General features: G+C 68.4%; 25 protein-coding genes and 1 tRNA gene. 10 read left to right on the forward strand and 16 right to left on the reverse strand.

What is annotated here, in order from left to right; all coding sequences use genetic code 11:
* Positions 1 to 170 precede the first annotated feature (170 nt).
* Positions 171 to 458, forward strand: coding sequence for a UTRA domain-containing protein (locus tag TF1_RS16540; protein ID WP_234351634.1), 288 nt, complete (start codon positions 171 to 173; stop codon positions 456 to 458).
* Positions 459 to 1087: 629 nt separating this feature from the next.
* Here the strand turns inward: TF1_RS16540 and TF1_RS11975 are convergent.
* Genes TF1_RS11975 through TF1_RS11990 form a run of 4 tightly spaced genes read right to left on the reverse strand, consistent with a single transcriptional unit; the run spans position 1088 to position 4332 of the window.
* Positions 1088 to 1978: a universal stress protein gene (locus TF1_RS11975; RefSeq protein WP_011293453.1), complete on the reverse strand. Its 891-nt coding sequence runs from the start codon at positions 1976 to 1978 to the stop codon at positions 1088 to 1090.
* Between the two features lie 27 nt (positions 1979 to 2005).
* On the reverse strand, positions 2006 to 2677 hold the full coding sequence (locus TF1_RS11980) for a response regulator transcription factor (protein WP_011293452.1): 672 nt from the start codon (positions 2675 to 2677) through the stop codon (positions 2006 to 2008).
* A gap of 36 nt (positions 2678 to 2713) precedes the next feature.
* Complete coding sequence (locus TF1_RS11985) at positions 2714 to 3658, reverse strand: universal stress protein (protein WP_011293451.1); 945 nt, start codon at positions 3656 to 3658, stop codon at positions 2714 to 2716.
* Positions 3655 to 4332 (reverse strand): helix-turn-helix domain-containing protein, encoded by a 678-nt coding sequence (locus tag TF1_RS11990; protein ID WP_011293450.1) that lies wholly within the window; start codon positions 4330 to 4332, stop codon positions 3655 to 3657. Before TF1_RS11990 ends, TF1_RS11985 begins: the two co-directional genes overlap by 4 nt.
* Positions 4333 to 4596: 264 nt before the next feature.
* Between TF1_RS11990 and TF1_RS11995 the strand changes: the two genes are divergently transcribed.
* On the forward strand, positions 4597 to 5520 hold the full coding sequence (locus TF1_RS11995; RefSeq protein ID WP_011293449.1) for a universal stress protein: 924 nt from the start codon (positions 4597 to 4599) through the stop codon (positions 5518 to 5520).
* Positions 5521 to 5548: 28 nt separating this feature from the next.
* On the opposite strand, the gene TF1_RS16595 is transcribed toward TF1_RS11995, so the two are convergent.
* Complete coding sequence (locus TF1_RS16595; RefSeq protein WP_061783902.1) at positions 5549 to 7222, reverse strand: LLM class flavin-dependent oxidoreductase; 1674 nt, start codon at positions 7220 to 7222, stop codon at positions 5549 to 5551.
* A 124-nt stretch (positions 7223 to 7346) separates the two neighbouring features.
* On the opposite strand from TF1_RS16595, the gene TF1_RS12005 reads away from it, so the two are divergent.
* The 4 genes from TF1_RS12005 to TF1_RS12020 all read left to right on the forward strand — a co-directional run bounded on the left by TF1_RS12005 (position 7347) and on the right by TF1_RS12020 (position 9542).
* Complete coding sequence (locus TF1_RS12005; protein WP_011293447.1) at positions 7347 to 7817, forward strand: fluoride efflux transporter FluC; 471 nt, start codon at positions 7347 to 7349, stop codon at positions 7815 to 7817.
* Positions 7817 to 8179 (forward strand): fluoride efflux transporter FluC, encoded by a 363-nt coding sequence (locus TF1_RS12010; protein ID WP_016189422.1) that lies wholly within the window; start codon positions 7817 to 7819, stop codon positions 8177 to 8179. The genes TF1_RS12005 and TF1_RS12010 overlap by 1 nt, the downstream gene beginning before the upstream one ends.
* Positions 8180 to 8225: 46 nt before the next feature.
* Positions 8226 to 8744 (forward strand): MarR family winged helix-turn-helix transcriptional regulator, encoded by a 519-nt coding sequence (locus tag TF1_RS12015; protein WP_011293445.1) that lies wholly within the window; start codon positions 8226 to 8228, stop codon positions 8742 to 8744.
* Between the two features lie 150 nt (positions 8745 to 8894).
* Positions 8895 to 9542, forward strand: a complete 648-nt coding sequence (locus tag TF1_RS12020; protein ID WP_011293444.1) for an NADPH-dependent F420 reductase — start codon at positions 8895 to 8897, stop codon at positions 9540 to 9542.
* A 147-nt stretch (positions 9543 to 9689) separates the two neighbouring features.
* Here the strand turns inward: TF1_RS12020 and TF1_RS12025 are convergent, their stop codons facing one another.
* The 3 genes from TF1_RS12025 to TF1_RS12035 form a co-directional block, all read right to left on the reverse strand.
* The gene (locus TF1_RS12025; RefSeq protein WP_011293443.1) at positions 9690 to 10088 is read right to left on the reverse strand and encodes a GlcG/HbpS family heme-binding protein; all 399 of its coding nucleotides are present in this window, start codon (positions 10086 to 10088) and stop codon (positions 9690 to 9692) included.
* Positions 10089 to 10099: 11 nt separating this feature from the next.
* A complete protein-coding gene (locus TF1_RS12030) occupies positions 10100 to 11242 on the reverse strand; it encodes a glutathione-independent formaldehyde dehydrogenase (RefSeq protein ID WP_011293442.1) in 1143 nt (380 codons plus the stop codon).
* Positions 11243 to 11308: 66 nt separating this feature from the next.
* Positions 11309 to 12067, reverse strand: a complete 759-nt coding sequence (locus TF1_RS12035; RefSeq protein WP_061783903.1) for a DUF4389 domain-containing protein — start codon at positions 12065 to 12067, stop codon at positions 11309 to 11311.
* 248 nt (positions 12068 to 12315) lie between these two features.
* Here TF1_RS12035 and TF1_RS12040 point away from each other — a divergent pair, with 248 nt between their 5' ends.
* Positions 12316 to 12828, forward strand: a complete 513-nt coding sequence (locus tag TF1_RS12040) for a flavodoxin domain-containing protein (protein WP_011293440.1) — start codon at positions 12316 to 12318, stop codon at positions 12826 to 12828.
* 101 nt (positions 12829 to 12929) lie between these two features.
* Here TF1_RS12040 and TF1_RS12045 read toward each other — a convergent pair.
* Positions 12930 to 13018: transfer RNA gene (locus TF1_RS12045), tRNA-Ser, on the reverse strand.
* A 182-nt stretch (positions 13019 to 13200) separates the two neighbouring features.
* The gene (locus TF1_RS12050; protein WP_011293439.1) at positions 13201 to 13728 is read right to left on the reverse strand and encodes a SigE family RNA polymerase sigma factor; all 528 of its coding nucleotides are present in this window, start codon (positions 13726 to 13728) and stop codon (positions 13201 to 13203) included.
* Between the two features lie 316 nt (positions 13729 to 14044).
* Here TF1_RS12050 and TF1_RS12055 point away from each other — a divergent pair, with 316 nt between their 5' ends.
* Positions 14045 to 15016, forward strand: coding sequence for a hypothetical protein (locus TF1_RS12055; protein WP_081430439.1), 972 nt, complete (start codon positions 14045 to 14047; stop codon positions 15014 to 15016).
* Positions 15013 to 15783: a MauE/DoxX family redox-associated membrane protein gene (locus tag TF1_RS12060; protein ID WP_011293437.1), complete on the forward strand. Its 771-nt coding sequence runs from the start codon at positions 15013 to 15015 to the stop codon at positions 15781 to 15783. Before TF1_RS12055 ends, TF1_RS12060 begins: the two co-directional genes overlap by 4 nt.
* A gap of 213 nt (positions 15784 to 15996) precedes the next feature.
* On the opposite strand, the gene TF1_RS12065 is transcribed toward TF1_RS12060, so the two are convergent.
* Positions 15997 to 16716: a hypothetical protein gene (locus tag TF1_RS12065; protein ID WP_011293436.1), complete on the reverse strand. Its 720-nt coding sequence runs from the start codon at positions 16714 to 16716 to the stop codon at positions 15997 to 15999.
* 188 nt (positions 16717 to 16904) lie between these two features.
* Between TF1_RS12065 and hisC the strand changes: the two genes are divergently transcribed.
* On the forward strand, positions 16905 to 17990 hold the full coding sequence (gene hisC / locus TF1_RS12070) for a histidinol-phosphate transaminase (RefSeq protein ID WP_016189417.1): 1086 nt from the start codon (positions 16905 to 16907) through the stop codon (positions 17988 to 17990).
* Between the two features lie 49 nt (positions 17991 to 18039).
* Here the strand turns inward: hisC and TF1_RS12075 are convergent, their stop codons facing one another.
* The 5 genes from TF1_RS12075 to purD all read right to left on the reverse strand — a co-directional run bounded on the left by TF1_RS12075 (position 18040) and on the right by purD (position 25116).
* Positions 18040 to 19296, reverse strand: coding sequence for a hypothetical protein (locus TF1_RS12075; RefSeq protein ID WP_049755095.1), 1257 nt, complete (start codon positions 19294 to 19296; stop codon positions 18040 to 18042).
* 264 nt (positions 19297 to 19560) lie between these two features.
* On the reverse strand, positions 19561 to 20856 hold the full coding sequence (gene murA, locus TF1_RS12080) for a UDP-N-acetylglucosamine 1-carboxyvinyltransferase (RefSeq protein ID WP_061783904.1): 1296 nt from the start codon (positions 20854 to 20856) through the stop codon (positions 19561 to 19563).
* A 389-nt stretch (positions 20857 to 21245) separates the two neighbouring features.
* Positions 21246 to 22169, reverse strand: coding sequence for a phosphoribosylaminoimidazolesuccinocarboxamide synthase (locus TF1_RS12085; protein ID WP_011293432.1), 924 nt, complete (start codon positions 22167 to 22169; stop codon positions 21246 to 21248).
* Between the two features lie 75 nt (positions 22170 to 22244).
* Positions 22245 to 23552 carry an adenylosuccinate lyase gene (purB, locus tag TF1_RS12090; protein ID WP_011293431.1) on the reverse strand — a complete coding sequence of 436 codons (1308 nt, stop codon included), beginning with the start codon at positions 23550 to 23552 and terminating at the stop codon, positions 22245 to 22247.
* A gap of 289 nt (positions 23553 to 23841) precedes the next feature.
* Positions 23842 to 25116: a phosphoribosylamine--glycine ligase gene (purD, locus tag TF1_RS12095; RefSeq protein WP_011293430.1), complete on the reverse strand. Its 1275-nt coding sequence runs from the start codon at positions 25114 to 25116 to the stop codon at positions 23842 to 23844.
* Positions 25117 to 25120: the final 4 nt, after the last annotated feature.

The raw sequence follows: 25120 nt of genomic DNA on the forward strand, positions 1-25120 counted from the left end.
TGGTTCTCAAAACCTGTGCTTGACCGAGACAGAACAGCAAGGACTGGCGGCGGAACGGAAGATGCTCTATGTCGGCCGGGAACCCGCCAGTGAGCATGTTGCTGCCGGGCTGCGGATTGATCCCGGCGACGATGTCATCGCCCGCCGCAAAATGTTTTGTCCGTACCGACGTGGCAGAAGGCACCCGGCTTGCCGAAGACGGGTTCGTCCTCCCCAGCCTGCAAGCAGCGATCGAAGAGCTGGGACACCGGTTTTCTCGCGCTACGGAGACGCTGGTTGCGCGCCCGCCCACTCTGTACGAGGCGGACTTGTTGGAGGTGCCCGGCGAGTGGGTGGTGCAGATCCTGCGGGTGAGCGTGTCTACCGACGATGTGCCGATCCACGCTTTGGAGACAGTGTGCGCTGCGTCCCGCCATGTCTTCACTATCGGCCAGGTTGCTGGCTCCGACCAGTTCTAGACCCGCAGTGAAGCGTGGACACCAGGACTTTTTGTGGTGATCACCGAGGTGTTCTCCCAGGTTTCCTGACCGGTGGGGTTCACGGGGTTTTCTGGAACAGGGACACCAGTCGGCGAGGAATTCCTTACCAATGCCTGCCCAGGGATTCCTCGTTCGACGGGTGACTCAGGAACCGGCTCCCTGCAAGCGGATGTGCTCAGGCGTCGCATTTCTTGGCGTAAGGAGGAGAGGCTGTTCCCCGGATCCGAAGTCCGGGGAACAGCCTTCGTCTATTGCAAGGAAGTGCTAGAGCTGCTTCCTCATTGACCTCAGGGCTGGCTGTTGTCCCAGGTGAGGTGGGTGTAGACGCCGTGGTGTCGGGGCGAGGGTGCCCCATGTGGTGGCGAGCTGCTCCACCAGATACAAACCACGCTCGTGCTCGGCCAGCAGGTCCTCAGGTTTGGTCGCGTGGGGGAGGGTGCCCTGGGTGCGGGGCTCGGTATGCATCCCGCGGGTGTCCATGTTCACCGTCACATGGAATCCGCAACCACCCGCGCCTGGGGACGAGAATGAAGCATCCCATGCGCTGCGGGGGAAGGCGCCTCGTCGCCCCGAGACTGCCCCGGCAGGAATCCGGATTCCTTTGCCGGTCAACGCTTCTCGGCGTGCACCACCATGACCGGGCACCACGCGTGGGTCAGCACGGTCTGACTGACCGAGCCCAGCAGCATGCCGGTGAAACCGCCGCGGCCCCGGGACCCCACCACCACTAGATCCGCGTGCTGCGACTCGGTGACCAGTACCTCGGCGGGATGCCCGACGACCACTTCTTCTTCCACGGGCACGTCCGGGTAGCGTTCCCGGTGCCCGGCCAGCGACTCGGAGAGGAACCGGCGGGCCTCCGCCAAAGCTGCACCCTGCTCCGGAGTGCCCTCGGCGTCAGGGGTTTCCAGCGCGGCGAACACCCCGTGGGAGGCACGGGATGCTACCGCAACCGTCCGCACGGTCGCCTGTCGGGCCGCCGCCTCCGCGAACGCCCGTTCCGCCGCGGCCCACGCCGCTGGGGAACCGTCCACCCCCACCACGACACGGTTCGTCAGCGTCCGCTCCTCGCGGTCCGGCACGATGACCGCCGGACACTCCGCGAGCGCCGCAAGCTGGATGCCGACCGAGCCGAGCAGGACGGCGCGCAGCCCGGCAAGCCCGCGGGACCCCGCCACGATCACGTGCGCCCCCTCGGACTGCTGGACCAGTGTGGGACCGGGGGCGCCCACCACGTGCAAAGCATCCACTTCGACGTCGGGTTCCCGCTTCCGCACCCGCTCCACGGCCTCGTGTACGAGCTGCCGGGCGTGGCTTTCCGCGGTCCCCCCTTCAGCGTCGCGGGACGCCCGCTTCCGGAACGGATGGTCGACAACGTGCACCACCCGCAGCTTCCGGCCCCACAGGCGCGCCTCCTGCGCCGCCCAGTCGAGTGCGCGGAGGCTCCCCTCCGACTCGTCGACTGCCGCCACGATCAGGCCGCTGCTGGGTGTGGACATGGTGCTCCTTCGAAGGACCGGCGGGCGCTACTCGATGTGGCGGCGCGCCGCTTCCGCTTTCAACTGGGCCGCATAGGCGGCAGCCTGGGTGCGGCGCTGCATGTCCAGCTTGGCGAGGATGCTGGACACGTAGTTTTTCACCGTCTTCTCCGCCAAGAACACGCGCTCGCCGATCTCCCGGTTGGTGAGCCCTTCACCGATGAGTTCGAAAATGCGGCGCTCCTGTTCCGTCAGTTTGGCGAGCGGGTCCTCGCGTCGTTCCCGTTCGCGGAGGCGTTCCATGATGCGGGCCGTGCTCTGCGGGTCCAGCAGGGAGCCGCCGCCCGCCACTGTGCGGACTGCGCCCACCAGGTCCGAGCCGTGGATCTGCTTGAGCACATACCCGGAGGCCCCCGCCATCACCGCCTGGTAGAGGGCTTCGTCGTCGGAGTAGGAGGTGAGCATCAAGCAGGCCAGCTCCGGGAGCCGGGAGCGGACCTCGCGGCAGACCTCCACCCCACTGCCGTCGGGAAGCCGCACGTCGAGGACTGCCACATCTGGGCGCACCGCGGGGATCCGGGCGATCGCGTCGGCCGCGGTCGCCGCTTCACCGACGACTTCGATGTCGCCTTCGGACTCCAGAAAGGCGGTGATGCCACGGCGCACCACGTCGTGGTCGTCGACGAGGAAGACCCGGATGGGGTCCGCGGTTTCCGCCATCGGCTTGTCCTTCCCTCGTGTGGCCTGCTCCTGCCTTCACGCGGAGTGCGCAGCAGCCGGTGAACTCGCGGATGTGCTCGTCCACCGCTGGGGGACGACCGCCACCGGGCAGCGCGCGTAACGTAACACTCCGCAACTCACCGATCCCAATTCCTGAAGCACTTCCATGATGCCGTGCCCGCGTCCGTGCGAACCCACCACGAGAAGGTCCGCTTGGTCACTTTCGGCAACCAGCACCGGAATCGCTGCGCCCGGGACGACATCCCACTCCAGTGCCACATCCGGGTATTCGTCCTGCAAAGCGGTGAGAAAACCGGAGATGCGGGTGCGGGCCTGCTCGGGGGATGGGGTCTGCTCGGCGGGCCACGAGGGGTCCTCTTCGGTGAGCCAGGCGAACGCTGACGGATCCCACGCCAAGACGACACGCAACCGGGCCTGCCACGTGCGGGACAGGGTGAACGCCAGGTCGACAGCGGCACGCGACTGCTGTGAGGCATCGGTGCCCGCCACCACGCGGGAGAGGCTTGTGCGGGACGCTCCTTCCGGAACCACGACCACCGGGCAAGAGGCGCGGAGCACGAGCCGAGTCGTGGCTGACCCGGTCACCAGCGACTCCACGGTTCCGCTGAGACCGCGAGAGCCCACCACCATCAGCTCGGCCCGGCGGCTCTCCTGCTCCAAGCAGGCATCGCGCGGCCCCGACACCACCTCCCCGACGACGTCGAGGGCTGCGTCGGCTGCGCGAGCGCGCGCCACCCGGGAGTCCACGAGCTCTTGGGCGAGTTGGCGGGCCGCCTGCTCGCCGGCTCTCCGGCGCGCAGGGAACAGGCGGGCTAGCAGACTCGGCTCGGGCACGTGCACGATACGCAGCGGCCGCTGCGCCCGGATCGCGTGGCGGACGGCCCAGTCGAGGGCACGGTCCCCGTTGGCTGAACCGTCCACCCCCACCACGATCGGCAGAGACTGCGGTTGCGCGGTCATGGCATCGACTCGTGCTCGATGCGCCGCCCGGTGACCTGCTTGGGGATGATGGTGATGAACAAGTCCCGGTCCCCGGCCGCCCACGGCTGGACCGGCGCGGTCTTCCGCAGCCGCTCCAGTTCGACGGGGTCGCGGACTGGGCGGGCAAGTCCCACGACCAGCACGCTCCATCCTTCGTTGGTCATCCCGTCCAAGCGGTCGACTTCGAAGGAGATGTACTGGTTGGACGCGTGTTCGGCGATGATTCCGTGCCCTGAGGTGCGGAAGATGATGGTTTCGTTGCGGACGAGGAAGTTGACGGGAAGCACAGTCGGCGCGGCTTCACCGGGCATGGTGAAGGCGATACGCCCCACCCCGCCGGCTTTGATCAGCTCCATGCATTCCTGCGAGTCGATCTCCTGGAGCTTGGGTTTGGGAACCCGGGTGACGTGGGCTCCTTCGGGTTCGTCGAAGCCCATGCCGAGGAGTGCTTCCGGGGTGGTCTGAAGCGCGTCGGCGAGGCGGGAGAGCGCGCCCGGGCTCAGATTGGGCGGGTTGCGTTCCAGATAGTCGATGTACCCTGCGGCCATGCCCGCGCGTTCGGCCACTTCCTCCTGGGAAAGGCCCAGTTCGGCACGGCGGTAGGCAACCCGACGTCCGAGATCACCCCGGGCCCGTTGGTCCTTGATGTTCACGACATCCTCCCAGTTGTTGGTGCCTCACCTGCGCGACTAACCCCTTTCCCCTTGATCATGCTCGGCGCGCTCAGACCTGTAGCGGGCCGTTCGGGCCAAGTGGCCGAGACAGGAGTCCCTTCCCTCGGCGCCTAACGTTCCCCAGCCAGGAGAAATGGAAGGACGAACGTCCTGAATTGTCCGCTCCGATGGGCACTGTCAGCGGTAGGGCCGTTCGGGATAACACAGTGTGCGGAGGGAAAAACCGGGAGATGGAGGGGCCACGTGGCGACGAAAAGCGCGGAGCAGGGGGTGGAGCAGCACGGCGGGCGCACCCGGTTCGGAGTCGTCGTGGGAGTGGACGGTTCCGAAGAGAGCTGGCGGGCACTGGACTGGGCGGCCCGGGCCGCGGTGGAGCGCGGCACCGGGCTGGAGATCGTGTACGCCCTCGTCGACCCCCTGGCCGCGGACGCCGACGACACCCTCAACCAGGCCAGTGCACTCCTGGCCCGAGCGGAAAGCCAGGCGCGTGCCGCGTACCCGAGGCTGGCCGTGCAGACCACGATGGTCCCGGGAGGGGCAGTCAGCACGCTGAGCACCGCCTCGCAGACCGCGGAACTGCTGGTGGTGGGAACGCGCGGGCACGGGGCGCTCGCCTCGCTGCTGCTGGGGTCGACGAGTGTGGGGGTGAGTGCCCGGGCGTCCTGCCCGGTAGTGGTGGTTCCGCCCGGTGCCGAGGTGGATTACCGGTACGGCTGCCAGGTCGTGGTGGGTGTGGACGGCTCGGATGTGTCCACGGAAGCGCTGCGGTTCGCGCTTCGGGAGACAGCTCGGCTGGACGGTTCGCTCACCGTGGTGCACGGCTGGCAGTTGCCCGCACCCCTCGACCCCATGGCGTTGTCTGCCGCCGGGTACACCATGAACTTCACCGTGTTCGAGGAGCGCACCCGGAAATACATCGACGAGCTGGTTGAGCAGGCCAGGGCTGACGAGGCTGTGGACGTGCCCGTGGGGGTGCGGATCGTCTACGAGCACCCCGTGCAGGCGCTGCTCGATGCCAGCCGGTACGCCGACCTGGTGGTGGTGGGCTCGCACGGGCGGGGGAGCGTGGCCGGGCTGTTTCTCGGCTCGGTGAGCCAGTCGGTGCTGCACCGTTCTGCTGCACCGGTCGCGGTGGTGCGGCACCGGAACGACGATTGGGAGGAGTGAGCAGCCGCCGCGCAGCGCCGCTCTCGTATCACCGGGGGGAGCGGCGCAGTGAGCGGACTTGCCCTTCGTAGAACCCGTAGCGGGCCAGCGGTTCCACGAGTTCCCGCTCTTCATAGGAGAGGTGGGACAGCAGCACGTCGGTGAGGACGTCGACGGCTTCCTGCAGCGGAGCGAAGTCGTCCGGCTGGGAGATGAACTCGACGAGGGCCCGGTCCACGTCGTTGAGGACCCGGTGGATGACCTGGTGCTCCTCGGTGAGCCGGTCGATGACGGGTTCCAGTGCCTCCTCTTGGGTGCGCAGGTGCGGGAAGACGGAGTCGTCTTCCAGGGTGTGGTGCTGGGTGACGACCCGGCAGTAGGAGGCGCAGTAGGCGCCCAGGCTCCAGTTGTGCTGGCGCAGGGTCATCTGGTTGATCGCGGAGCGGGCTTCCCCGGCGCTCAGCGTCCCCACGCGGACCTGGTCGATGAGTTCCCGTAGGCGGCGGAGTTCGGCGCGCAAGTGGTCGTGCACGTCGATGAGGTGCTGGCCGAGGGCACGGGAGACGTCGTCGTAGGCGACGTCGGGACCGGATTCGGGACGGCTGGGCCGCGTGTCTTCGTCGAGCAGTTCCCGGCTGCGCGGGTGGAGGCGCGTGCCGTCGTCGGGGGTGGGGGCCACGCCGAGGCGTTCGTATTGGCCCTGCTCGGAGGCGGCCGGTGCCTGGCTGGAAGCCGGTTCGGCGGCGGAAGGTTCGGTGACGAGGGCGGCACCCGGTGCGTCCGCGGGACGCGGGCGGGACCGTTCCGCGGCGACAAGTTCCCGGACCGCGGGGGCGACCTCGTGGGCGAACCGCTGGATTGCCTCCGGGTGGTCGGTGCCGAGCAGGAACACGCTGATCCCTTCGGTGAGGGCGAGTTCGGCGAGCTCCTCCACCCACTGGTCCACGGGCCCGTTGAGGAAGCCGTTGTTGGACCGGGCGAACACGCCGTTGATGTTGAGCAGGCGGCGGATCGCGGCGGGGTCGCGGCCTGCTTCCGCGGCGGCCTCGTCGATGATCGCGTTGCCGCGGGCGAGGTCGCCCAGGCTGGAGAGGTAGGGCACGCTAGGCAGCCAGCCGTCCGCGGCGCGGCCTACCAGGCGGAGCATGCGCGGCTTGTAGGCGCCCAGCCAGATTTCGATGGGATGGGCGGGGGCGGGGCCGCGTTTTGCGCCCGCCACCCGGTAGTGCTCGCCGTTGATGCGCAGGGCGCGCCGCTCCTCGGTGTTCCAGATCCCGCGGATGATCTCTATGGCTTCGGTGAGCGCCTGGACACTCTGGCCGGGGGTGAGGCGGCGGCCGCCCATGGCTTCGATCGCGTCCCAGAAAGCGCCCGCGCCCAAGCCCAGTTCGATACGGCCGCCGCTGAGCAGGTCGAGGCTGGCTACGCTGCGGGCCAGCACGGCGGGCTGGCGCAGCGGCAGGTTGAGCACGTTGCCTGCCAGGGTGATCCGCTCGGTGCGGGCGGCGAGGTAGGACAGCAGGGTCCAGGTGTCGAAGAACGCGGACTGGTAGGGGTGGTCCTGGAAGGTGGCGAGGTCCAGCCCGGACTGCTCGGTGAGCTGGGTGAGGCCGACTACCCGTTCGGGATTCTGGTTGCTTGGCGTGAGGAAGGTGCCGAAACGCAGTTCGTGGCCGTAGTCGGTCAAGAGCGGTCCCCCGAGGAAGCGGCCGGGGCGTCGCATGCCCCGACACCGTCGTCCATATCGTTGATTAATCAACCTTATCCGACGTGGGTGATCTATCAACCTAGGGTGGGTGTGGTGCCAGGCACCGGCACGCCCGCGACAACCCGCGGAAAGGAAACCCATGGCTGACCGGGGTCAAACCTCGCCTGCCGCCCCCGCCACGCCCAGACCCGGGCAGACCGCGATGTCCTGGCCGGTGCTGGCGGCTGTGGCCGCAGGCGGCGCACTGGGCGCACTCGCCCGCGCAGGGCTCCTCGCCGCCACCCCGCAGCATCCGGCCACCGCGGACTGGGGAACAGTCCTGGTCAACGTGCTCGGATGCGCGCTGATCGGCGTGCTCATGGAGACCCTTACCCGCCGCCCGAACCCCCATCCGCTGCTCCGCCCCTTTCTTGGCGTAGGCGTCCTCGGCGGTTTCACCACGTTTTCCGCTGCCATAACCGACGCCACGGACGCTTTCGCTGCCCACCAGCCAGGAGAGGCGCTGCTCGCCATCGCCGCCAACCTGATCGGCGCCCTCCTCGCCGTCAGTGCCGCGGCGGGCGCAACCGCGACGCTCCTCGACCGGGCCGCGCAACGGAAGAAGACGTGATGACAGCGCTGCTCACCGCAGTAGGAGCGGCTTTCGGCGCCCTACTGCGCTACTGCCTCAACTGTGCCGCAGCAGCCCGCGGCACCACCGGTTTTCCCTGGGGCACGTGGTGTGTCAACACTCTCGGCTGCCTGCTCGCCGGGGCGCTGGCCGCGCTGCCGCTGCCTGCAGCGGTAGCGGCTCTGGCGGGTCCCGGGCTGTGCGGGGGACTCACCACCTACTCCACGTTCAGCTACGAAACGGTGCGGCTGCTCGCCGAGAGGAAGTGGACGCACGCGCTGGGCAACATCGGGGCGAACCTCGCCGCAGGGGTTGGCGCGGCAGTGCTCGGTATGGCTGCGGTCGGCTGGTTCCTGCGGTGACCGCGCAGCCCCAGGCACTGGATGATCTGTCAACTATTCTGGGGGCATGGGCGACAGCACCCCCCTCCGACCGCGGGAACTCCGCGCGTGGACCAGCTACCAGCGCATGAGCGCCGCGCTGTACGCGCACCTGCAGCAGACCCTCCACCGGGACACAGGACTGTCCTGGGCCGACTACGAAGTGCTGCGCGCCCTGCACTCCAGCCCGGAGGGCCGACTCCCGGCCCTGGACCTGCGCTGCGCTCTCGGCTGGGAGAAGAGCCGCCTCTCCCACCAGGTCCGCCGTATGGCCGAACGCGGACTGCTGTGCCGGGAACCCAACCCCGCCGACGCGCGCAGCGCCGTCGTCTGCCTGCTCGACAAAGGCCGCCGAGCCATCGAGAAAGCCACCCCCGAATATCTGGCGCGGCTCCGCGCCGACTTCCTCGACCTGCTCACCCCCGCACAGCTCGACGCGCTCACCGAGATCAGCGAGACCGTGCTCGCCCACCTGGTGTGCCGAGACCAGGAACCCCCTCGGGAGGCTGCGTCCGGCACCGGCCAGCCGAGCCGAGACAGCCGCTGAGCCCTGCTGCACAGCCGCGGCCGCCGTTACCGGACTGCCTTCCCGGGTAGTCGGCAGTCACGGCCGCGCGGTTCCCACGCCCAGCGCCCGTGCTGGGCGCTGTCGAACCGCAGGCCCTGTCCCTGTCACCTTGCGCGAGGAAGGCCAACCATGACCGGTATCACGATCATCGGCGCTGGCAGTATGGGCCGGGCAATCGGCACCCGTGCTGTCGCGGCGGGCCGCAGAATCCAACTCCTCGACCGGGACCCGGACAAGGCGCGGAGCCTCGCCGTCCAGCTAGGAGGAGACATCCTCACCGGAGCTGTCGGCGACGCCCCCGACGGGGACATCGTCGTGCTGGCGGTGCCCTTCGAATCAGCGAAAGCCGTGGTGCGCTCCTACGGGGACGCCCTGGCCGGACGGACCATCGTGGACATCTCCAACCCCGTCGACTTCGCCACGTTCGACTCGCTGGTCGTCCCACCGGGCACTTCCGCAGCCGAAATCATTGCCGACCTCGCCCCCGACAGTGCTTCCGTCGTCAAAGCGTTCAACACCACGTTCGCCGAGACCCTGACCGAAGGGAAAGTGGCGGGCCAGCCGCTCGACGTCTTCATCGCGGGGGATGACGCAGAAGCCAAACGCGCGGTCGCGAACCTGGTCGAGGAGATGGGGCTGCGACCCATCGACGTGGGACCGCTGCGCCGCGCCCAGGAGCTGGAAGGGTTCCAGTTCCTGATGATGACGCTCCAAGCCGATCCGGCGAAACAGGACTTCAACTGGAACACCGGGTTGAAAATCCTCACCCCCATCTGAGCAGCGCTCGGACACCCCGCAGCCGGAGGCGCTGCCTGCCGAGAAGCAGCGGGTGGGACGCGTGAGGGCAGGCAGCAGCCTCCCAGCCGACAGCAGAGGGCGCCCCACCCGGCGGGGCGCCCTCGTCGGCCTCAGGTGCGGCAGCGGTCAGAACGCGGCTGCGGCGGCCTCCGCCACCGCCTGGTCCTGCTCCCCGGTTCCGCCGCTCACCCCGACCGCACCCACGACCGTGCCGTTGCGCCGCAGCGGGACCCCGCCCGCGAAGATCATCACGCGGCCCCCGTTGGAGGCGTGGATGCCGAAGAACTGCCCTCCGCTCTGAGAGTGCTCGGCCAGCTCCTTGGTGGAGATGTCGAACGCTCGCGACGTGTACGCCTTGTTGATCGAAATGTCGATACTGCCGATCCACGCGCCGTCCATCCGGACATGCGCCACCAGGTTGCCGCCCGCGTCCACGACCGCGATGTTCATCGGCTGCCCGATCTCGGCTGCCTTGGCCTCGCCAGCTTCGATGACCCGGCGGGCCTCCGCCAACGTCACACTCACCGTACTCCCCCTCAGCTCTCCTGCTGCGGTTTGAGCAGGACCTTCGTCCAGCCTTCCTCCCGCTTGTCGAACTTCTCGTAGGCTTCGGGAGCCCGCTGGAGCGGGATCCGCTGCGAAACCACGAAGCTCGGCTTGGCCCGCCCAGCGATGATCAGGTCGCGCAACTGCCGGTTGTAGGCCTTGACGTTGGCCTGCCCGGTGCCCATCCGCTGGCCTTTCTCGAACAGCTTGCCCATCGCGAACAGCAGCTCGCCCTGCTTCGCGCTCTCCGACGGGGCGCCCGGGTCCTCGGTGACGTACAGGCCCACCACCCCGAGAGCGCCCGTGGGACGGACCGTGTCGACCAGCGTGTTGAGGACGAGCGCGGGCTGCTCTTCGCCTTCCGGGGCCGTCGCCTGGTAGCCAACCGCGTCGATGCCTTTGTCCGTGCCCTCGCCGTTGGTGTGCTCCTTGATCTGGGCGACCGGGTCCCCCTTGGAGTAGTCGATGGGGATGGCTCCGATCCGCTCGGCCAAAGACAGCCTGCTCGGCACCCGGTCCACCACGAACACGCGGGAAGCGCCGCGCAGGATCGCGGAGTAGGCCGCCATGAGCCCCACCGGTCCCGCACCGAACACGCTCACCGTCTCCCCCGGGCTGACCTGCGCCAACTCTGTGGCGTGGTAGCCGGTGGGGAAGATGTCGGCCAGCAGCGCGAAATCGTCTTCGAACTCGGTGCCCGGCGGCAGCTTCAGGCAGTTGAAGTCCGCGAACGGCACCCGCAGGTATTCGGACTGGCCGCCTTGGTAGGGGCCCATCGCCACGTAGCCGTACGCGCCGCCCGCGAAGCCCGGGTTGACGGTGAGGCAGAACCCGGTCTTGCCCGCAAGGCAGTTCTTGCAGAACCCGCACGCCACGTTGAACGGGAGAACCACCCGGTCGCCTTTGCGGATGCTCGCCACCCCGGAGCCGACCTCTTCGACGATCCCCATGTTCTCGTGACCGAACACCATGCCGGGGGTGGCGCCGGTGCGCCCCTCGTACATGTGCAGGTCGGAGCCGCAGATCGCGGACGTGGTCACGCGGATGATCACGTCGTTGGGATCCTCGATCCGCGGATCGGCCACCTCTTCCACTGCGACAGTGAACGGCTCCTTGTACACGACCGCTTTCACAGTTCCTCCTCACGTCGTTGCCGGTTGGGGGCCGGCTACCCGCGGTCGCTGCCCCCTATGCCCCGGTCACGTGGCTTGCCGGGTAGGTTGCGGTCCGGTGTTCGAGGTCGGGTCCGGGCCGCCCTGGTCGAGGCGGAACGGCGGATACTGGTCGGTCATCAGCGCGGCGTAGGCGACGACCCGCAGCGCCCAGCGGTGCAGGCCCAGCAGGAAGTTGAAGATGCCGCGCGGGTATCCGCCGGTGAACAGCAGCGCGAGCGCGGCGATCAGGACGAGCAGGCTCATCAGGCTGGGCATGAACCAGCCCTGCATCATCCACTGGCCGTTCTCCGACACGGTGGTGGTGCTGTCGCTGAACCAGTCCATGCCTCCGGACTTCCGGAACCCGCCGGAAGAGAACGCTGAGACCACCAGGTAGTGCGGGATCGCCAGCAGCCACCACTTGACGAGGACCAGCCCTCGGGACAGCCGCTGGGGATAGGCCACATCCAGTTGTGCTGGATAGTCCACGTCGGCGGAGAGCGAGAACGGCGGATAGCGGTCGGTGCCCAGTACCCCGTGGGCGTAGAACGTGACCCGCCAGCTCCAGCGCAGCACGCCCACGTTGAAGTCGAAGATGCCGCGCGGATAGCGGCCGGTGAACAGGATCGCGAAGAAAGCGACCACGGTCAGGACAGCGAACGCGATCCACAGGAAGAACAGCACGATGTAGTGCGGGATCGCCAGCAGCCATTTGACAAGCCACAGCCACCGGCTGACCCCGGGGTCGAGAGTGCCGCTGACATGGAGCGGATAGTGCCGGGTAGGAACCGCGAACTCGGACACCTCGCCACCTCCTCGAGGTTGTGCGGTAGGCACGCGGCTACCCAGCCGGATGACCACGATTCACCACTCCCGGTCCGCGCAGTCCAAGCAAGCAGCCAACACTCCGGAAAGCAGGCGCTGGGCGGGGCGCGGCAAAGAGCGGGTGCGCGAGCCCACTGGCGCGGTCGGCCTGTCCCGTGCCGTCGTACCAGGTCACAACCGGCCGACGCCGGGTAGGGGACACCGGACACGGTTTCGGGAGGCACGACATGCTGGTGATGATCGGATACGCGAGCGTGCACGGTTCCACGGAGGGGATTGCGCGGCGGTTAGCCGACCGTCTCCGCGCCTACGGCCACAGCGTGGACGTCCGGCCGTTGGACAAGCCCATGGATGCGCTCGTCCTCTACGACGCGTTCATCCTGGGCAGTGCCGTGCACGGCGGGTCGTGGCTGCGGCAGGCCACCGGCTTTGCTGAGCGGGAGGCGGAGATCCTGTCGCGGCGGCCCGTGTGGCTGTTCAGTGTCGGATTGGCGCGGGTCCTCGGCGGCCGGTTCGCTTCCGCCGGGGACGTGCCTAAAGGAGTGCCGGAGGTGATCCGCGACACCGGGGCGCGCGACCACCACTTGTTCGCGGGGGCGATCCAGCCCAGCCATCTGCCGGTGTTCGGCCGCTTCCTCTACAAGGCGATGGGGGGACGTTACGGCGACTTCCGGGACTGGGCAGAGGTGGACGACTGGGCGGAGAGCATCGCTGCCCAGTTGACCATGGTCACCAGGTAAGCCGGGGCGGGCCTGTGCCAGGGGGTCGGCTTGACCCGGGTGAGGCAAAGAGCGGGAAAAGCAGTGAGCCGGGACCTCGTGTCGAGGTCCCGGCTCTGTCGCGGAGGATCGGGGATTTGAACCCCGGAAGGGCTTACGCCCTAACCGCATTAGCAGTGCGGCGCCATAGACCGGACTAGGCGAATCCTCCTGGCTGGGACAAGGGTACAGAGAGAAGGGGCCAAGGTGCAAAACAAAACTGAGCACCCGTCCACCTACTGATACTTTAGCGGGGTTCTGCGGTTGGGGACAGTGGGACGGGAGACGGCTCCTGTGGCCGGGAACGCGCAGGTTGCTGGGGTGGGGCGGGGCCCAGCGGGGGCAGGCGTAGCGTCAGCCGGATCGTGGGCGGGAGGGCTGTTCCCGCACCAGGTCGGCGTCGTGCCGCAGCTTCGCCACGGCGCGGGAGACCGTGCTTTTCACCGTGCCCACGCTGATTCCCAGCACTGAGGCGATCTCTGCTTCGGACATGTCCTCGTAGTAGCGCAGGATCACGGCGAGGCGCTGCCGGTGCGGCAGCCGGTTGATGGCGCGGCTGACCGTGTCGGTCAGGTCGGTGCGCCAGCTCGGATCGTCGACCCGCTGCTCGGGGATCTCGTCGGTGGGGTAGACGTCGAGACGGCGGCGTCGCCACTCGGAGATCTGCGTGTTGACCATCGCGCGGCGCACATACTGGTCCCTGGCGTTCGGGCTCGTGATGCGGTCCCAGGCGAAAAACGTTTTGAGTAGCGCGTTCTGGAGGAGGTCTTCGGCGTCAGCGTGGTTGCCCACGAGCGACTGCGCCATGCGCCGCAGGGCAGGGCCACGGCGCCGCACGTATTCGGCGAACTCGTCGTGCGTGGCCTGCGTCGCTCTGTCCACATGACCACCGATCCCTGGGGAGAGTGTTTTCCGTCACATAGCCATAGTGTTCTCACTGTGGCATGGACGATGTCCGTGTTTTCCCTGCTCAGGGGCATTCTTTGGTAAAAAGGGAGGATATGCGCCCCATGGTCCGAAGCTGCCGAGATGAGGACATTGGTTCGGTATGTCAGGGCTGGACGGGCTCGCGTGGCGGCGCACGCCTCGAGAACAGCCGCCGTGCCGTTGCTGGGCACGGCACTAGGGGACAATGGGAGGGCTTTTCCCCAGCGTGTGGACAGCGGGACGCGCTGGTCCCCAGTGGAAAGGACACACGGTGGCAGCGGACCGGACAGGGTACATTCACGACCGTCGTCGGCTGACCGCTGCCCTCCTCGGCCCGGAGGCAGCCCCCGACCCCCATCCGGCCCCCGCCCACGTCGTCCGGGGGACGCTCACGGACATCAGCCCGCACATGCTCGGCCTCGCCACCCCCGAAGGCGAGCGGCGTTTCATCCTCACCCCGCAGACCACCTTCTGGTACGGGGGCGAATGCGCGCCCCGTGAACTGCGCCCCGGACAGGACGTCCTCCTCCGCTGCACTCCAGGGGCCGAACTCGTCGTGGAACGGGTCTGGGCGGACCTCGCCCGGGCCACCGGGGTGATCACCGCGGTCGACGGCGACACGGTGACCGTCGCCACGGGACACGACCGTGCCCCGGTCACCGCGGTCATCCCCTACCGGGCATCCGGGCGGATGCGGGTCCGGCACCCCCGCCTGGAACCGGGATACCTGTTCGACGCGGTGGGCGTGCGCGACGGGGACACGGTCCGGGCCCTCATCCCCGCCACCACCCAGCCGCCCTACCCCGTAGTGGAGACTCCGCGGCGGCCCCCGCAGCACCGCTCCAGCGCGCAGGTGGCAGGAATCGCCTCCTGGTACGACCCGGTGCGCGGACAGGACACGGACACCGACCCGGACGGCATGCTCATGGGGGTGGCCTACCCGGCCCTGGACCGGACGGGCGACTGCGGCCCTGCCTGCGACCGGGCAACCCCGTGCGCACCGCTGCCGCTGCTGTCCCTCGGGGCGACAGTCCGCGTGGTCAACGAGTGCACGCGTGTTTTCGCGGTCCTGCCTGTCGTGGCCTGCGGGGCGGCAGCCAGCCACTTCTGTGACCGCTGCACGGTGTGCGACGCCCCGGCCAGCGGTCGGATCGCGGAACTGACCCTTGCCGCCTTCGTGGCGTTGGGGGGACAGCCGGAATCCGGCTGCTGGAGCGCGACCCTGACCGTAGGTGGACTGTGAGCGAAACCCTCCAAGACGTCCAGTTGTGGATCCTGACCGCTGTCCTGCTGCTCGGCGCAGGAACCAAGGCGGTGGACCGCACCGCCCAAGGACCGGCAGTGCTGCTCCCGGTCCCGCTGCGGCGGCCGTTCACCGTGGCTCACGCGGCCGTTGAAGCGGGTTTAGCGGCGGGGCTGCTCTTCTGCTCCGGGGGCGCGGCATATGCCGTCAGAGGGGCGACTGCGGTTCTTTTCGCGGTCGGCCTGGTGGCGCTCGTCCGGTTGCGGCAGCGCGACCCGGAGATGGGGTGCGGCTGTTTCGGCGGGTTGAGCACGGAGCCCATCGGCTGGCGGGCACTGACCCGCAGCGGGCTGTTCCTTGCGGCAGCGGTCGCCACGTTCGGCCTGCCGCACTCCGGATGGGCGGCCCTCGTCCATGCCACGCCCTGGCATGGGGTGCTGTGCGCTGCAGAAGTCGCTGTCGTGGCGGTGCTCTCCCCGGAACTGCGGGAAGCCGTAGTCCGGTTGCGCTCCCCGGTCCCGTGCGAGCTGCGCGAAGTGTCCCGAAAGCAGATGGTGCGGCGGCTGCACGCCAGCCGGGAGTGGCACAAGCAGCGTCCCCTCTTGGCCTCCCCGGAGCCCGTGGACACGTGGCGGCACGGCTGCTGGTGGTTCGCCCGCTTCGCCGGTCAGGAAGGGGATCGGGAGTTCTCCGTGGTTTTCGCGGTTGAGGTGGGGCGGCGCCGCCCCGACGTGCGGTCCCTGGTCGTGGAACCTCCGGCGGAATAGGGGGTGCTGATAGTGGCGGCCCGCGGACGGTTGTGGGAGGCGAGGGGGCGGGGGCGGAGACGGCCCTGCCGTAGCGGACCGGGCGGCTGCCCGACCCGCCACGGCCTGCACGACCGGCCGGTGTCCGTCCCCCGCCGCTGGGGAACCTCCGCTCGCCTCACCACCGATGAGGGTGGAACGCGACAGTGGGGGCTACGTGAAGGGGGCGGTGCCTTACCCCAGGACCTGGTGCTGGTGCTCCAGGGCGGCGATGGCGAACTCGGTGAGCCGCTGCTCTGTCTCCGGGCCCCCGATCATGGACACCGACCCCAGACGCCCGTCCTCCCGGTAGAGGAGGCTGTAGAGCGCTATCGGAGCCCCTTCCGCGGACTCCATTTCGACGACCACGCCGCGGGACTGGTCGCCGACCGTCTCCACGTGGAACTGGCGCACCCGGTACGAGTGGGAGGAGCCGTCCTCCGTGGTCGCCTCGTAGGTCGCGCACTCGTCCGAGGGAACGGTCTCGACCGCTTGAATGGCCAGGTCTTCGGGGAGTTCCAGCAGCACGTGGGTGAGCGCGCCCTCCGCGCCGCGGAAGAGGGCCAGCGAAGCCGGCGCCTCCTGCACGTCGGGAAGCTGCTCCCACTCGTTCACGGCGTCCGCGCACTGCGGCTTGTCCAGCGTCAATGCCTCGCGCTCTTCCGCGGCTTGGCGCACCACGTCGAGCTCGCTGTAGATGCCGGTGCGGCTCTCCTCTTCGACGCGTTCGAAGCCTTGGAACTCGCTCAACTGGGCTTCGTGCAGCCGAGCCGCGGCTTCCTCAGCGGACAGGGAGTGGCTGTTGGAGGCCTCCGATGCGGTCTCCGACTCGCTTCCGCAGCCCGCCAGTCCGCAGACCAGCGCGGCGGCTCCCACGACTGCAACGGCAGTAGACAGCTTTTGGGGAAAGTTCATGAAACGTCATTCCTGTTCTGGTGTTCCGCCGGAGGCGGTACCGGGCAGCGACCGCGACGGGGTGTGCGGACCCCGAGAACGGACGCCCATGCGGTTTGCTCAGTGAAATGAGGGCGGTGTTCCTCCCCTGGGAGGCAAACACTGGTCATTAAGAGTAATCAAATGATTGCACAAAGTATTGAGAGAGGATGACGGTGTCGGAGCGGAAACCCCCTTACCTGAGGTCAGCGCTCGACTCGATCCCGCCCTACCGGCCGGGACGCAAGGTCGTCGGGCCGGACGGTCGGTCAGCGAAACTCTCCTCCAACGAGAGCCCGTTCGGTCCGCTGCCCTCGGTGCGCCAGGCCATCGCGGACGCCGCGGCAGACCTCAACCGCTACCCCGATCCCGCGGCAGCCGAGCTGACCGCTGCCCTCGCCCGCCGCTTCCACGTCCCCGAAGAGCACGTGGCGCTCGGCGCAGGATCCGTGGGCCTCCTCCAGCAGCTGCTGGAAGCCACCGCCGAGCCGGGGGCGGAAGTCGTCTACGCCTGGCGGTCCTTCGAGGCGTACCCGCTGCTGACCGGTCTTGCCGGGGCGACCCCGATCCACGTCCCGCTGCGCGAGGAGACCCACGACCTGGAGGCGCTCGCCGCGGCAGTCACCGACCGCACCCGCATGGTGTTCGTCTGCAACCCGAACAACCCCACCGGCACCGCGGTGCGGGAGACCGAACTCGCCGAGTTCCTCGACACGGTCCCCGAGCACGTGCTGGTGGTTCTCGACGAGGCCTACCGCGAATACGTCCAAGACCCCCGGGTGCCCGACGGGGTGCAGCTCTACCGGGACCGGCCTAACGTCGCCGTGCTCCGCACCTTCTCCAAGGCCTACGGGCTTGCTGCACTGCGGGTGGGTTTCCTCATCGGCCATCCACAGGTTGTGGACGCAGTCCGCAAAACCCTCGTGCCTTTTGCGGTCAACCACCTCGCCCAAGCCGCGGCTGTCGCGTCGCTCGCGGCCGAACAGGAACTCTTGGAGCGGGTGGCTGTCACCGTCAAGGAACGCGAGAGGGTCCGCGCCGCGCTGCTCGCCGACGGATGGACCGTGCCGGAAACCGAAGCCAACTTCGTCTGGCTGCGGCTCGGCGAGGACACGCTCGACTTCGCGGCCGCGTGTGAACAAGCCGGGATCGCGGTCCGCCCGTTCGCCGGGGAAGGCGTCCGCGTCAGCATCGGCCTTCCCGACGACAACGATGCTTTCCTGACGGTGGCCCGGACCTATCCGAAACGGAACTAGCCTCCGGGCTGTGGCAGGCCAGCCGCCGGAGCTGACGGCCGTCCGGCGGCTACCTGTTGTCTGCCCTGTCCCGGTCCAGCTTCTCCACAATGAGCCGGTACAACTGGCGGGGCCGTCCCGGCTGCAGGGTGCGATTGGGGGGAAGCGGCCAGGCCAAGCCCTCCTCCACCAGGGTGCGCAGCAGCCGCCTGGCAGTACGCGGGGTCACCCCCAGCATGCGGCCCGCGGTCTCCGCGTCCACCACCAGCGGAGCGTTCTCTTCGGCGATCTTCTCCGCCAGCCGAGCCAGGGTCTCCCGGCCCTTGGTCCGCAGCGGCTCGCTCTGCTGGCGCTGCGGGGCTCGCTGCGCGGGCACCAGAGAGCGGCCCTCCCGGTCCACCGCGAAGCTCTGCCGGGTCGTGGCCTGGGAGCGGGTCAGCGCCGCCCGCGCGTGCGTCTCCGCGTCCTGGGTGGTGCGACCCATGCCGATACCGACTTCGATGGTGATTCCCAGTTCCGCCTTGGCCCGCTCCACGAACGGCGGCTTGCGGAAGCCTTCGGTGGCGGCCACCAGCGATCCCCGCGTCGCGGTGATCATGAAGGTGTGGTCGTCGATCTGATGCGCGGTAGCGTTCATCCGATGCGCCTCCTGCGTGAGGAGCCGGTACAGCGACAGCCGCAGCTCCTCCCGCCAGTAGCGCGGAGTGGACCGGCGGCTGGAATCCCGCAGTGTGGGCACATCCACGATCACCACGCCGAGCTGGGCCTCCTCCAAGCGGTGGTGGGCGCCCAGCAGACCCGCGGTCTGCAGCGCGCTCCGCACCCCCGCCGTGGTCGGACGCAGCCGCAGATTCGGCACGCCGATGGCGTCCAGCCGTTCCGCGACACCCCGCACACAGGTGATGGCCATCTTGGTGATCTTGCGCCGCCACAGGCCTTCGTGGAAGGCCGTGAGCGCCGCCGTCCCTGCCAGCTCCTCGTGCACGTGGAGCCCGTCAACCGGAAGGTCCACTTCGGAGTACGCCTCAACCACGTCCGCGCGGCTGAGGACGTCTAAACTCGCCCGAGTGGGGTCGAACCGCTCGTCGAGGGTGGCGCGGAGCAGCGCTTCGTGCAGGCTCGCGCCGTTGAGCGGGACGTAGGTTGCCGGCATCGTGAGCACACCGGCTTTCCGGGCGAACTCGTAGGGCACAGGGCTCGCAAACAGGTATGCGTCGATAGCCGACCCTAGGCGGAGTACCTTCTCGGCGGCCTCCTGCTCGTCCCGATAGGCAGCCGCAATGAGTCTGGCGTTCAAAGGGCCGGTCGATCCCGGGCCCATCAACATGACTCGCTCGACAACCTCGTGCGGCCCGATGACACCGATCGTCAAATCGCCAGTACGCTGCGCACTCACCTCGGGTTGCTCCCCGCTACCGTCTCACGCCTTGTACTTTGTGCGCCCACCGGTCCCGACCCATGTTCTTTCCATCGCAGCATTGCCGCGATCGTACCCATTGTTGAAAGCCAGTGAAGATCGTTTTCTCCAGAACGTCAAAATACGCGGGCGGGAAGACGTTCTTCCCGCCCGCAGCGAATCCGACTTTTCGGACTAGGAGACTTCTTCCCTGACAACATCGGCGCCCAGAGCCGACAAGCGGGTCGCGAAGTGGGAATGGCCGCGGTCCACTTGGTAGGCGGGGCTCACGATCGTCTCGCCTTTGGCGACCAGGCCCGCCATGATCGCCCCTGCACCGCAGCGCAGGTCGTGGGCGGTGACCTTGGTGCTGTGCAGTTCGCTGGGACCGTGCACGATCGCCCGGTTACCCTCGACCTCGATCTTGGCGCCCATCTTGTTCAGCTCGTCGGCGAGGGCGAACCGGCCGTCGAAGATGGCCTCGCGGATGTAGCTCTCCCCCTCGGCCAGGGTGGCCAACGCCATCAGCGGAGGCTGCAGGTCCGTGGCGAAACCGGGGAAGGGCGAAGTGACGGCGTTGATAGGCCGCAGCGGGACGTTCGGGTCGCGGCGTACCCGCAGTACAGCGCCCTGCTGGGTGAACTGGACGCCCATCTGCTCCAGTTTCCAGCGGGCCACGCCCAGGTGGTCCAGGTTCGCGCCGACGAGGCTCACGTCACCGCCGGTCGCGGCCGTCATCATCGCGAACACACCCGTGTCGATACGGTCCGGCATCACCGTGTGCTCCACCGCGGTGAGCTCGGAGACGCCTTCGACCTTGATGAACCCGGTGCCGCCGCCGCTGATCTTGGCGCCCATGCTGCCCAAGAACTCGATGACGTCCAGCACTTCGGGCTCGAGGGCCGCGTGCTCGATCACCGTGGTGCCCGGGGTGAGGGCCGCGGCCATGATCAGGTTCTCGGTTCCCGTGTGCGACGGGGTGTCCAGGTAGAGGCGTCCGCCCTTGAGATTGTCCGCCTTCACGTTGATGTGCTTGCGCTCCGGGTCCTCGGTGACCTCGGCGCCCAGCCGCGCAAAACCCCGGTAGTGGAAGTCAAGGTTGCGGCTGCCGAGGTTGCATCCGCCCACCCCCTCGATCCGGGCGCGGCCCATACGGTGCATGAGCGCGGGGATGAACAGCACGGAGCCGCGGAAGCGGGAGGCGATGGAGGCGGGCAGCACCGCCCGGTTGGGATCGTTCAGCCCGGTGGCATCAATGACGATGGTCCGCTCCGCTTCGTGGAACTCGACTTTGGCCCCCACGTACTCGGCGAGCTCCAAAGCGCGACGGACATCTTCGATCACGGGGACGTTCCGCAGAACGGTCCTGCCCTTGGATGCGAGCAGGGCCGCTCCGATCATCGGCAAGACAGCGTTTTTCGCACCTTGGATGAACGCGGTTCCGTGCAAGGCATGACCGCCGCGGACGCGGTAGCGAACCTCCTGGCCCATGCTCCTTGGCTCCTTCGTGAGGCAGAAAATTCAAGGGTGGTCTTCTCGGTGTGACCTAGTCCGAGATATCTGATGAGGAAAGTACGCGGCAAGTTCCGGCAAGAAAGCGGGCAGATCTCAGCCGTTTTCCGCGGTATGACAGAGAGCAGCGCACTCTCCTGGCCGCGAACACTACGGTGATCACAGGCTTAACGGCATGGTCACACCACCTGTGGCCGATTTCTGGTTGTGAGTTACTCTGCAGGTTTCCTGACGCCGCGTCAGAAACTTTGCACCTGTTCAGGGTGCTTGGGCGCCGTGCACCACTTTACGTCGCACCGGTGCGAAACGGGCACAACCTCAGTGGGGCGGCGTTGCGCGATTAACCACACAAGCGCGCCCCACCTGCGTCAACTCCGTGAAATCCCGACAAAATCGGCGGTCTGTCCCGTCAGCCGCTCAAATACTTCGATGTATCGGGCGCGGGTGTGTTCCACCACAGTGTCCGGCAGTGGAGGAGGAGGCGTCTCTGAGGTACGATCCCACCCCGATTCCGCAGATGACAGCCAGTCCCGGATGATCTGCTTGTCGAATGACGGCTGCGGCCGGCCCGGGCGCCATTCCTCCTTCGGCCAGAACCGCGAAGAATCCGGAGTGAGCACTTCGTCCGCAAGGACCAGCGAACCGTCGGAGTCCCACCCGAACTCGAATTTGGTGTCGGCGAGCAGGATGCCGCGCTCCTCCGCAATCTCCCGGCCCCGCTCGTACAGCGCCAGCGTCACCTCCCGCAGGCGCTCCGCCAACGCTGGACCGTGCCGCTCCGCCACGGTCTCCAGCGAGACGTTCTCGTCATGCTCCCCCACCTCGGCCTTGGTCGCCGGGGTGAAGATCGGCGGATCGAGCCGGGACCCGTCCACCAGCCCTTCCGGCAGCCGAACCCCGCACACCGCGCCCGTGGCGGTGTACTCGGCCAGCCCGGACCCCGTCAGATAGCCGCGGGCCACGCACTCCACCGGCACCATGTCGAGCCGGCGGCAGACGAGAGTGCGGCCCGCCCAGTCGTCCGGAGCACCCGGAGGAGGTGTGTCCGATATCACATGGTTGTCGATGATGTCGGACAACTGGTCGAACCACCACAGCGACAACTGAGTAAGCAGCCGCCCCTTGTCCGGAATCTCTGTGGGAAGGACCCAGTCGAAAGCCGAGACGCGATCACTGGCCACCATGACCAGCTCTCCCGACTCGGTGGCATACAGGTCCCGCACCTTGCCGGTGTGCAGGTGGGTGAGGCCCGGCACCTCGACAGGCACCGGCTTGTCGACAAAACCGCTCATGGTGGCTTTCCGATCTGCGTGGGAACGTGCTGCCGGCGGCCCACCGCCGACAGCACGAACCGGACGGGAAACGACTCAGCTCAGGTTCTTCAACCGGTCAAACACCCGGTCCAGGCGGCTGACAAACCGCTCCGGGCGGCACACCTCGTCCAACCGGGCTTCGTCCAGCTCCACACCGTGCTCAGCGGCCTGCTCCCGCAGGGTCTGTCGGAACGCCACACCCGTCTCCCACGTGCGCATCGCCGCCGCCTGCACCAGCGCGTAGACGTCCTCCCGGGACATGCCCGTCTCGATCAGCTCGGAGACCACCGTGGAGGAGTAGATCAAGCCGTTGGTGGACTCCAGGTTCTGCCGCATCCGCTCGGCGTCCACCACCAGTCCCCGCATCAGCCGAGTCGTCAAATGGAGCAGGTAGTCCGTGGCGATAGCCGCGTCCGGCAGCGCGATCCGCTCGGTGGAAGAGTGCGAGATGTCCCGCTCATGCCACAGCGGGATCCCCTCCATGACCGGCACGATCTGGGCGCGCACGATCCGCGCCAGACCGCAGATGCGCTCCGAGAGGATCGGGTTCTTCTTGTGCGGCATAGCGCTGGAGCCCTTCTGCCCCTTGCCGAACGGCTCCCACAGCTCCCGCACCTCGGTGCGCTGGCCGTGCCGGATCTCCAGCGCGATCGCTTCGCACACCGTGGCGATGACCGCCAGCGTGCTGACCCACTCGGCGATCCCGTCGCGCAGCACCACCTGGGTGGACACGTCTGCAGGGCGCAGCCCCAGCTTCTCGGCGACGTAGTCCTCCACCGCCGGGTCGATGTTCGAATAGGTGCCCACCGGACCGGAGATCGCCATCACACCCACAGCCTCGCGGGCGCGGCGCAGCCGGTCCCGGGACCGCGCCATAGCGAACGCGAAGTCCGCCACCCGGTGGCCCCACACGTCAGGTTCGGCGTGGATGCCGTGCGTCCGGCCCACCCGCAGCGTCCCCCGGTGCTCCAGAGCGTGGTCGCGCAGCACCGCCACCAGTTCGTCCGCCTTGGCCAGCAGAACGTCGGTGGCCTCCACCAGCTGCTTTGCCAGCGCCGTGTCCAGCAGGTCGGACGAGGTCATGCCGAAGTGCACCCACTTGGCCGCCTCGCGAGGCGTCGTGTTGTCGGCCCACGCGGTGAGGAACGCGATGACGTCGTGCTGGGTCACCGCTTCGATCTCGGCCACCTGCTCCGGTGTCGGCGGAGGAGCCTGGCGGACCGGCTCCACCGCGTCGGCGGGAATCGTCCCGGCCGCCGCATGGGCTTCCATCACCAGGGTTTCCACCTGGCACCAGAGTTCGTACTTGTGGGCGTCGCTGAAGATGCGGCCCATTTCCGGAAGGGTGTAGCGCTCGATCACCCTCCCATTGTCTCAGGGCGCAGGAAAACCGTTCAGACAGCGACGCACTCGGCACGCTCGGGACCACGCCCCGCCCGGGACACCGCGTATTCCGTACAGTGATCCGAGCGCTCTGCCCGCCTTGTCAGACCAGTCCGCTGCCCCGGGCACCCGACCGTTCCCGCGCACCAACCCGAGGAAGGCCCAGACTGCCCGGGGCGACCCGCCCGACAGCATCCCGGAGTGCACCGTGGCACCCCCGAGACCGGCAGGCAGCCGCCCCGCATCCGAGCCGAGCGCGCCTCCGGGCCTACTGGGCGGGCCGCTCCCAGGAGACCTGGCCGAGCACCGCTTTCTCCGCGATGTCCGTGCGGTAGAACGAGCCGCGCAGCTTAATCCGGCTCGCCGCTTCGTAGGCGCGCTGCCGCGCCTCCGCCAAGTCGGCGCCCGAGCCCACCACGCTCAGCACCCGGCCGCCGTTGGCCTTCACATCGTTGATGCCGGTCCCCGCGGTGCCCGCGTGGAGCACGTAGGCGCCTTCCACGGCGTTGGCCTCCGCCAGGCCGCTGATCAGGTCGCCCTTCACCGGGTCCTCCGGGTAGCCTTCCGCGGCGATCACCACGGTGACAGCAGCCCCCGGACGCCACTCCAGCGAGGTCACCCCGCCCAGGTTCCCGGTGTCGGTGGCCTGCAGCAGCGCCCCCAGCGGCGTAGCCAGGCGGTCCAGCACCACTTGGGTCTCCGGGTCGCCGAAGCGAGCGTTGAACTCCACCACCCGGACTCCGCGCGAGGTGAGCGCCAGCCCCGCGTACAAGAGCCCCTGGTAGGGGGTGCCGCGCCGGGCGAGCTCCGCGATCGTGGGCCGCACCACGGTCTCCATGACCTCGTCCACCAGGTCGGACGGCGCCCACGGCAGCGGCGCGTACGCTCCCATACCGCCGGTGTTGGGGCCCTGGTCGCCGTCGTAGGCGCGTTTGAAGTCCTGCGCGGGAAGCAGCGGCACGGCGTTGCGGCCGTCGCTCAGCGCGAAAAGCGACACCTCGGGGCCGTCCAAGTACTCCTCAATGACGACCCGCCCGCACGCCTGGGCGTGCCGTTCCGCCACCGCCCGGTCCTCGGTGACCACCACGCCCTTGCCCGCGGCCAGTCCGTCGTCCTTCACCACGTAGGGCGGGCCGAACAAGTCCAAGGCCTGGGAGACCTGGGAGGCGGAGCGGCAGACCCGTGCCTCCGCCGTGGGGACGCCCGCCGCGGCCATGACCTCTTTAGCGAACGCTTTGGATCCTTCGATCCGCGCCGCCGCCTGGTCCGGGCCGAACACGGGGATACCGCGTCGCCGCAGTTCGTCGGCGACACCGGCAACCAGCGGGGCTTCCGGGCCGATGACCACCAGTTCCGCGCCGATCCGCGCGGCGAGCTCAGTGACCGCCAGGCCGTCAGTGATGTTGATGACGTGGTTCTCCGCCAGTTCAGCGGTTCCAGCGTTGCCGGGGGCACAGTGCAGGCTGGTCACGCCGGGGTCGAGGGACAGCGCGCGTACCAGCGCATGTTCGCGGCCTCCGCCGCCGATCACGAGGGCTTTCACAGCA

It is taken from the genome of Thermobifida fusca NBRC 14071 = JCM 3263, assembly GCF_001592045.1.
Lineage (GTDB): Bacteria > Actinomycetota > Actinomycetes > Streptosporangiales > Streptosporangiaceae > Thermobifida > Thermobifida fusca.

What these genes read in the sequence shown, in the direction of transcription:
- TF1_RS12005 (WP_011293447.1), top strand. Translation starts at nt 7,347, where the DNA reads ATGGCTGACCGGGGTCAAACCTCGCCTGCCGCCCCCGCCACGCCCAGA.
- TF1_RS12020 (WP_011293444.1), top strand. Translation starts at nt 8,895, where the DNA reads ATGACCGGTATCACGATCATCGGCGCTGGCAGTATGGGCCGGGCAATC.
- hisC (WP_016189417.1), top strand. Translation starts at nt 16,905, where the DNA reads ATGACGGTGTCGGAGCGGAAACCCCCTTACCTGAGGTCAGCGCTCGAC.
- murA (WP_061783904.1), bottom strand. Translation starts at nt 20,856, where the DNA reads ATGGGCCAGGAGGTTCGCTACCGCGTCCGCGGCGGTCATGCCTTGCAC.
- TF1_RS12040 (WP_011293440.1), top strand. Translation starts at nt 12,316, where the DNA reads ATGCTGGTGATGATCGGATACGCGAGCGTGCACGGTTCCACGGAGGGG.
- TF1_RS12065 (WP_011293436.1), bottom strand. Translation starts at nt 16,716, where the DNA reads ATGAACTTTCCCCAAAAGCTGTCTACTGCCGTTGCAGTCGTGGGAGCC.
- TF1_RS16595 (WP_061783902.1), bottom strand. Translation starts at nt 7,222, where the DNA reads ATGCGACGCCCCGGCCGCTTCCTCGGGGGACCGCTCTTGACCGACTAC.
- TF1_RS11985 (WP_011293451.1), bottom strand. Translation starts at nt 3,658, where the DNA reads ATGACCGCGCAACCGCAGTCTCTGCCGATCGTGGTGGGGGTGGACGGT.
- TF1_RS12015 (WP_011293445.1), top strand. Translation starts at nt 8,226, where the DNA reads ATGGGCGACAGCACCCCCCTCCGACCGCGGGAACTCCGCGCGTGGACC.
- TF1_RS12075 (WP_049755095.1), bottom strand. Translation starts at nt 19,296, where the DNA reads ATGTTGATGGGCCCGGGATCGACCGGCCCTTTGAACGCCAGACTCATT.
- TF1_RS12085 (WP_011293432.1), bottom strand. Translation starts at nt 22,169, where the DNA reads ATGAGCGGTTTTGTCGACAAGCCGGTGCCTGTCGAGGTGCCGGGCCTC.
- TF1_RS12010 (WP_016189422.1), top strand. Translation starts at nt 7,817, where the DNA reads ATGACAGCGCTGCTCACCGCAGTAGGAGCGGCTTTCGGCGCCCTACTG.
- TF1_RS11980 (WP_011293452.1), bottom strand. Translation starts at nt 2,677, where the DNA reads ATGGCGGAAACCGCGGACCCCATCCGGGTCTTCCTCGTCGACGACCAC.
- TF1_RS11975 (WP_011293453.1), bottom strand. Translation starts at nt 1,978, where the DNA reads ATGTCCACACCCAGCAGCGGCCTGATCGTGGCGGCAGTCGACGAGTCG.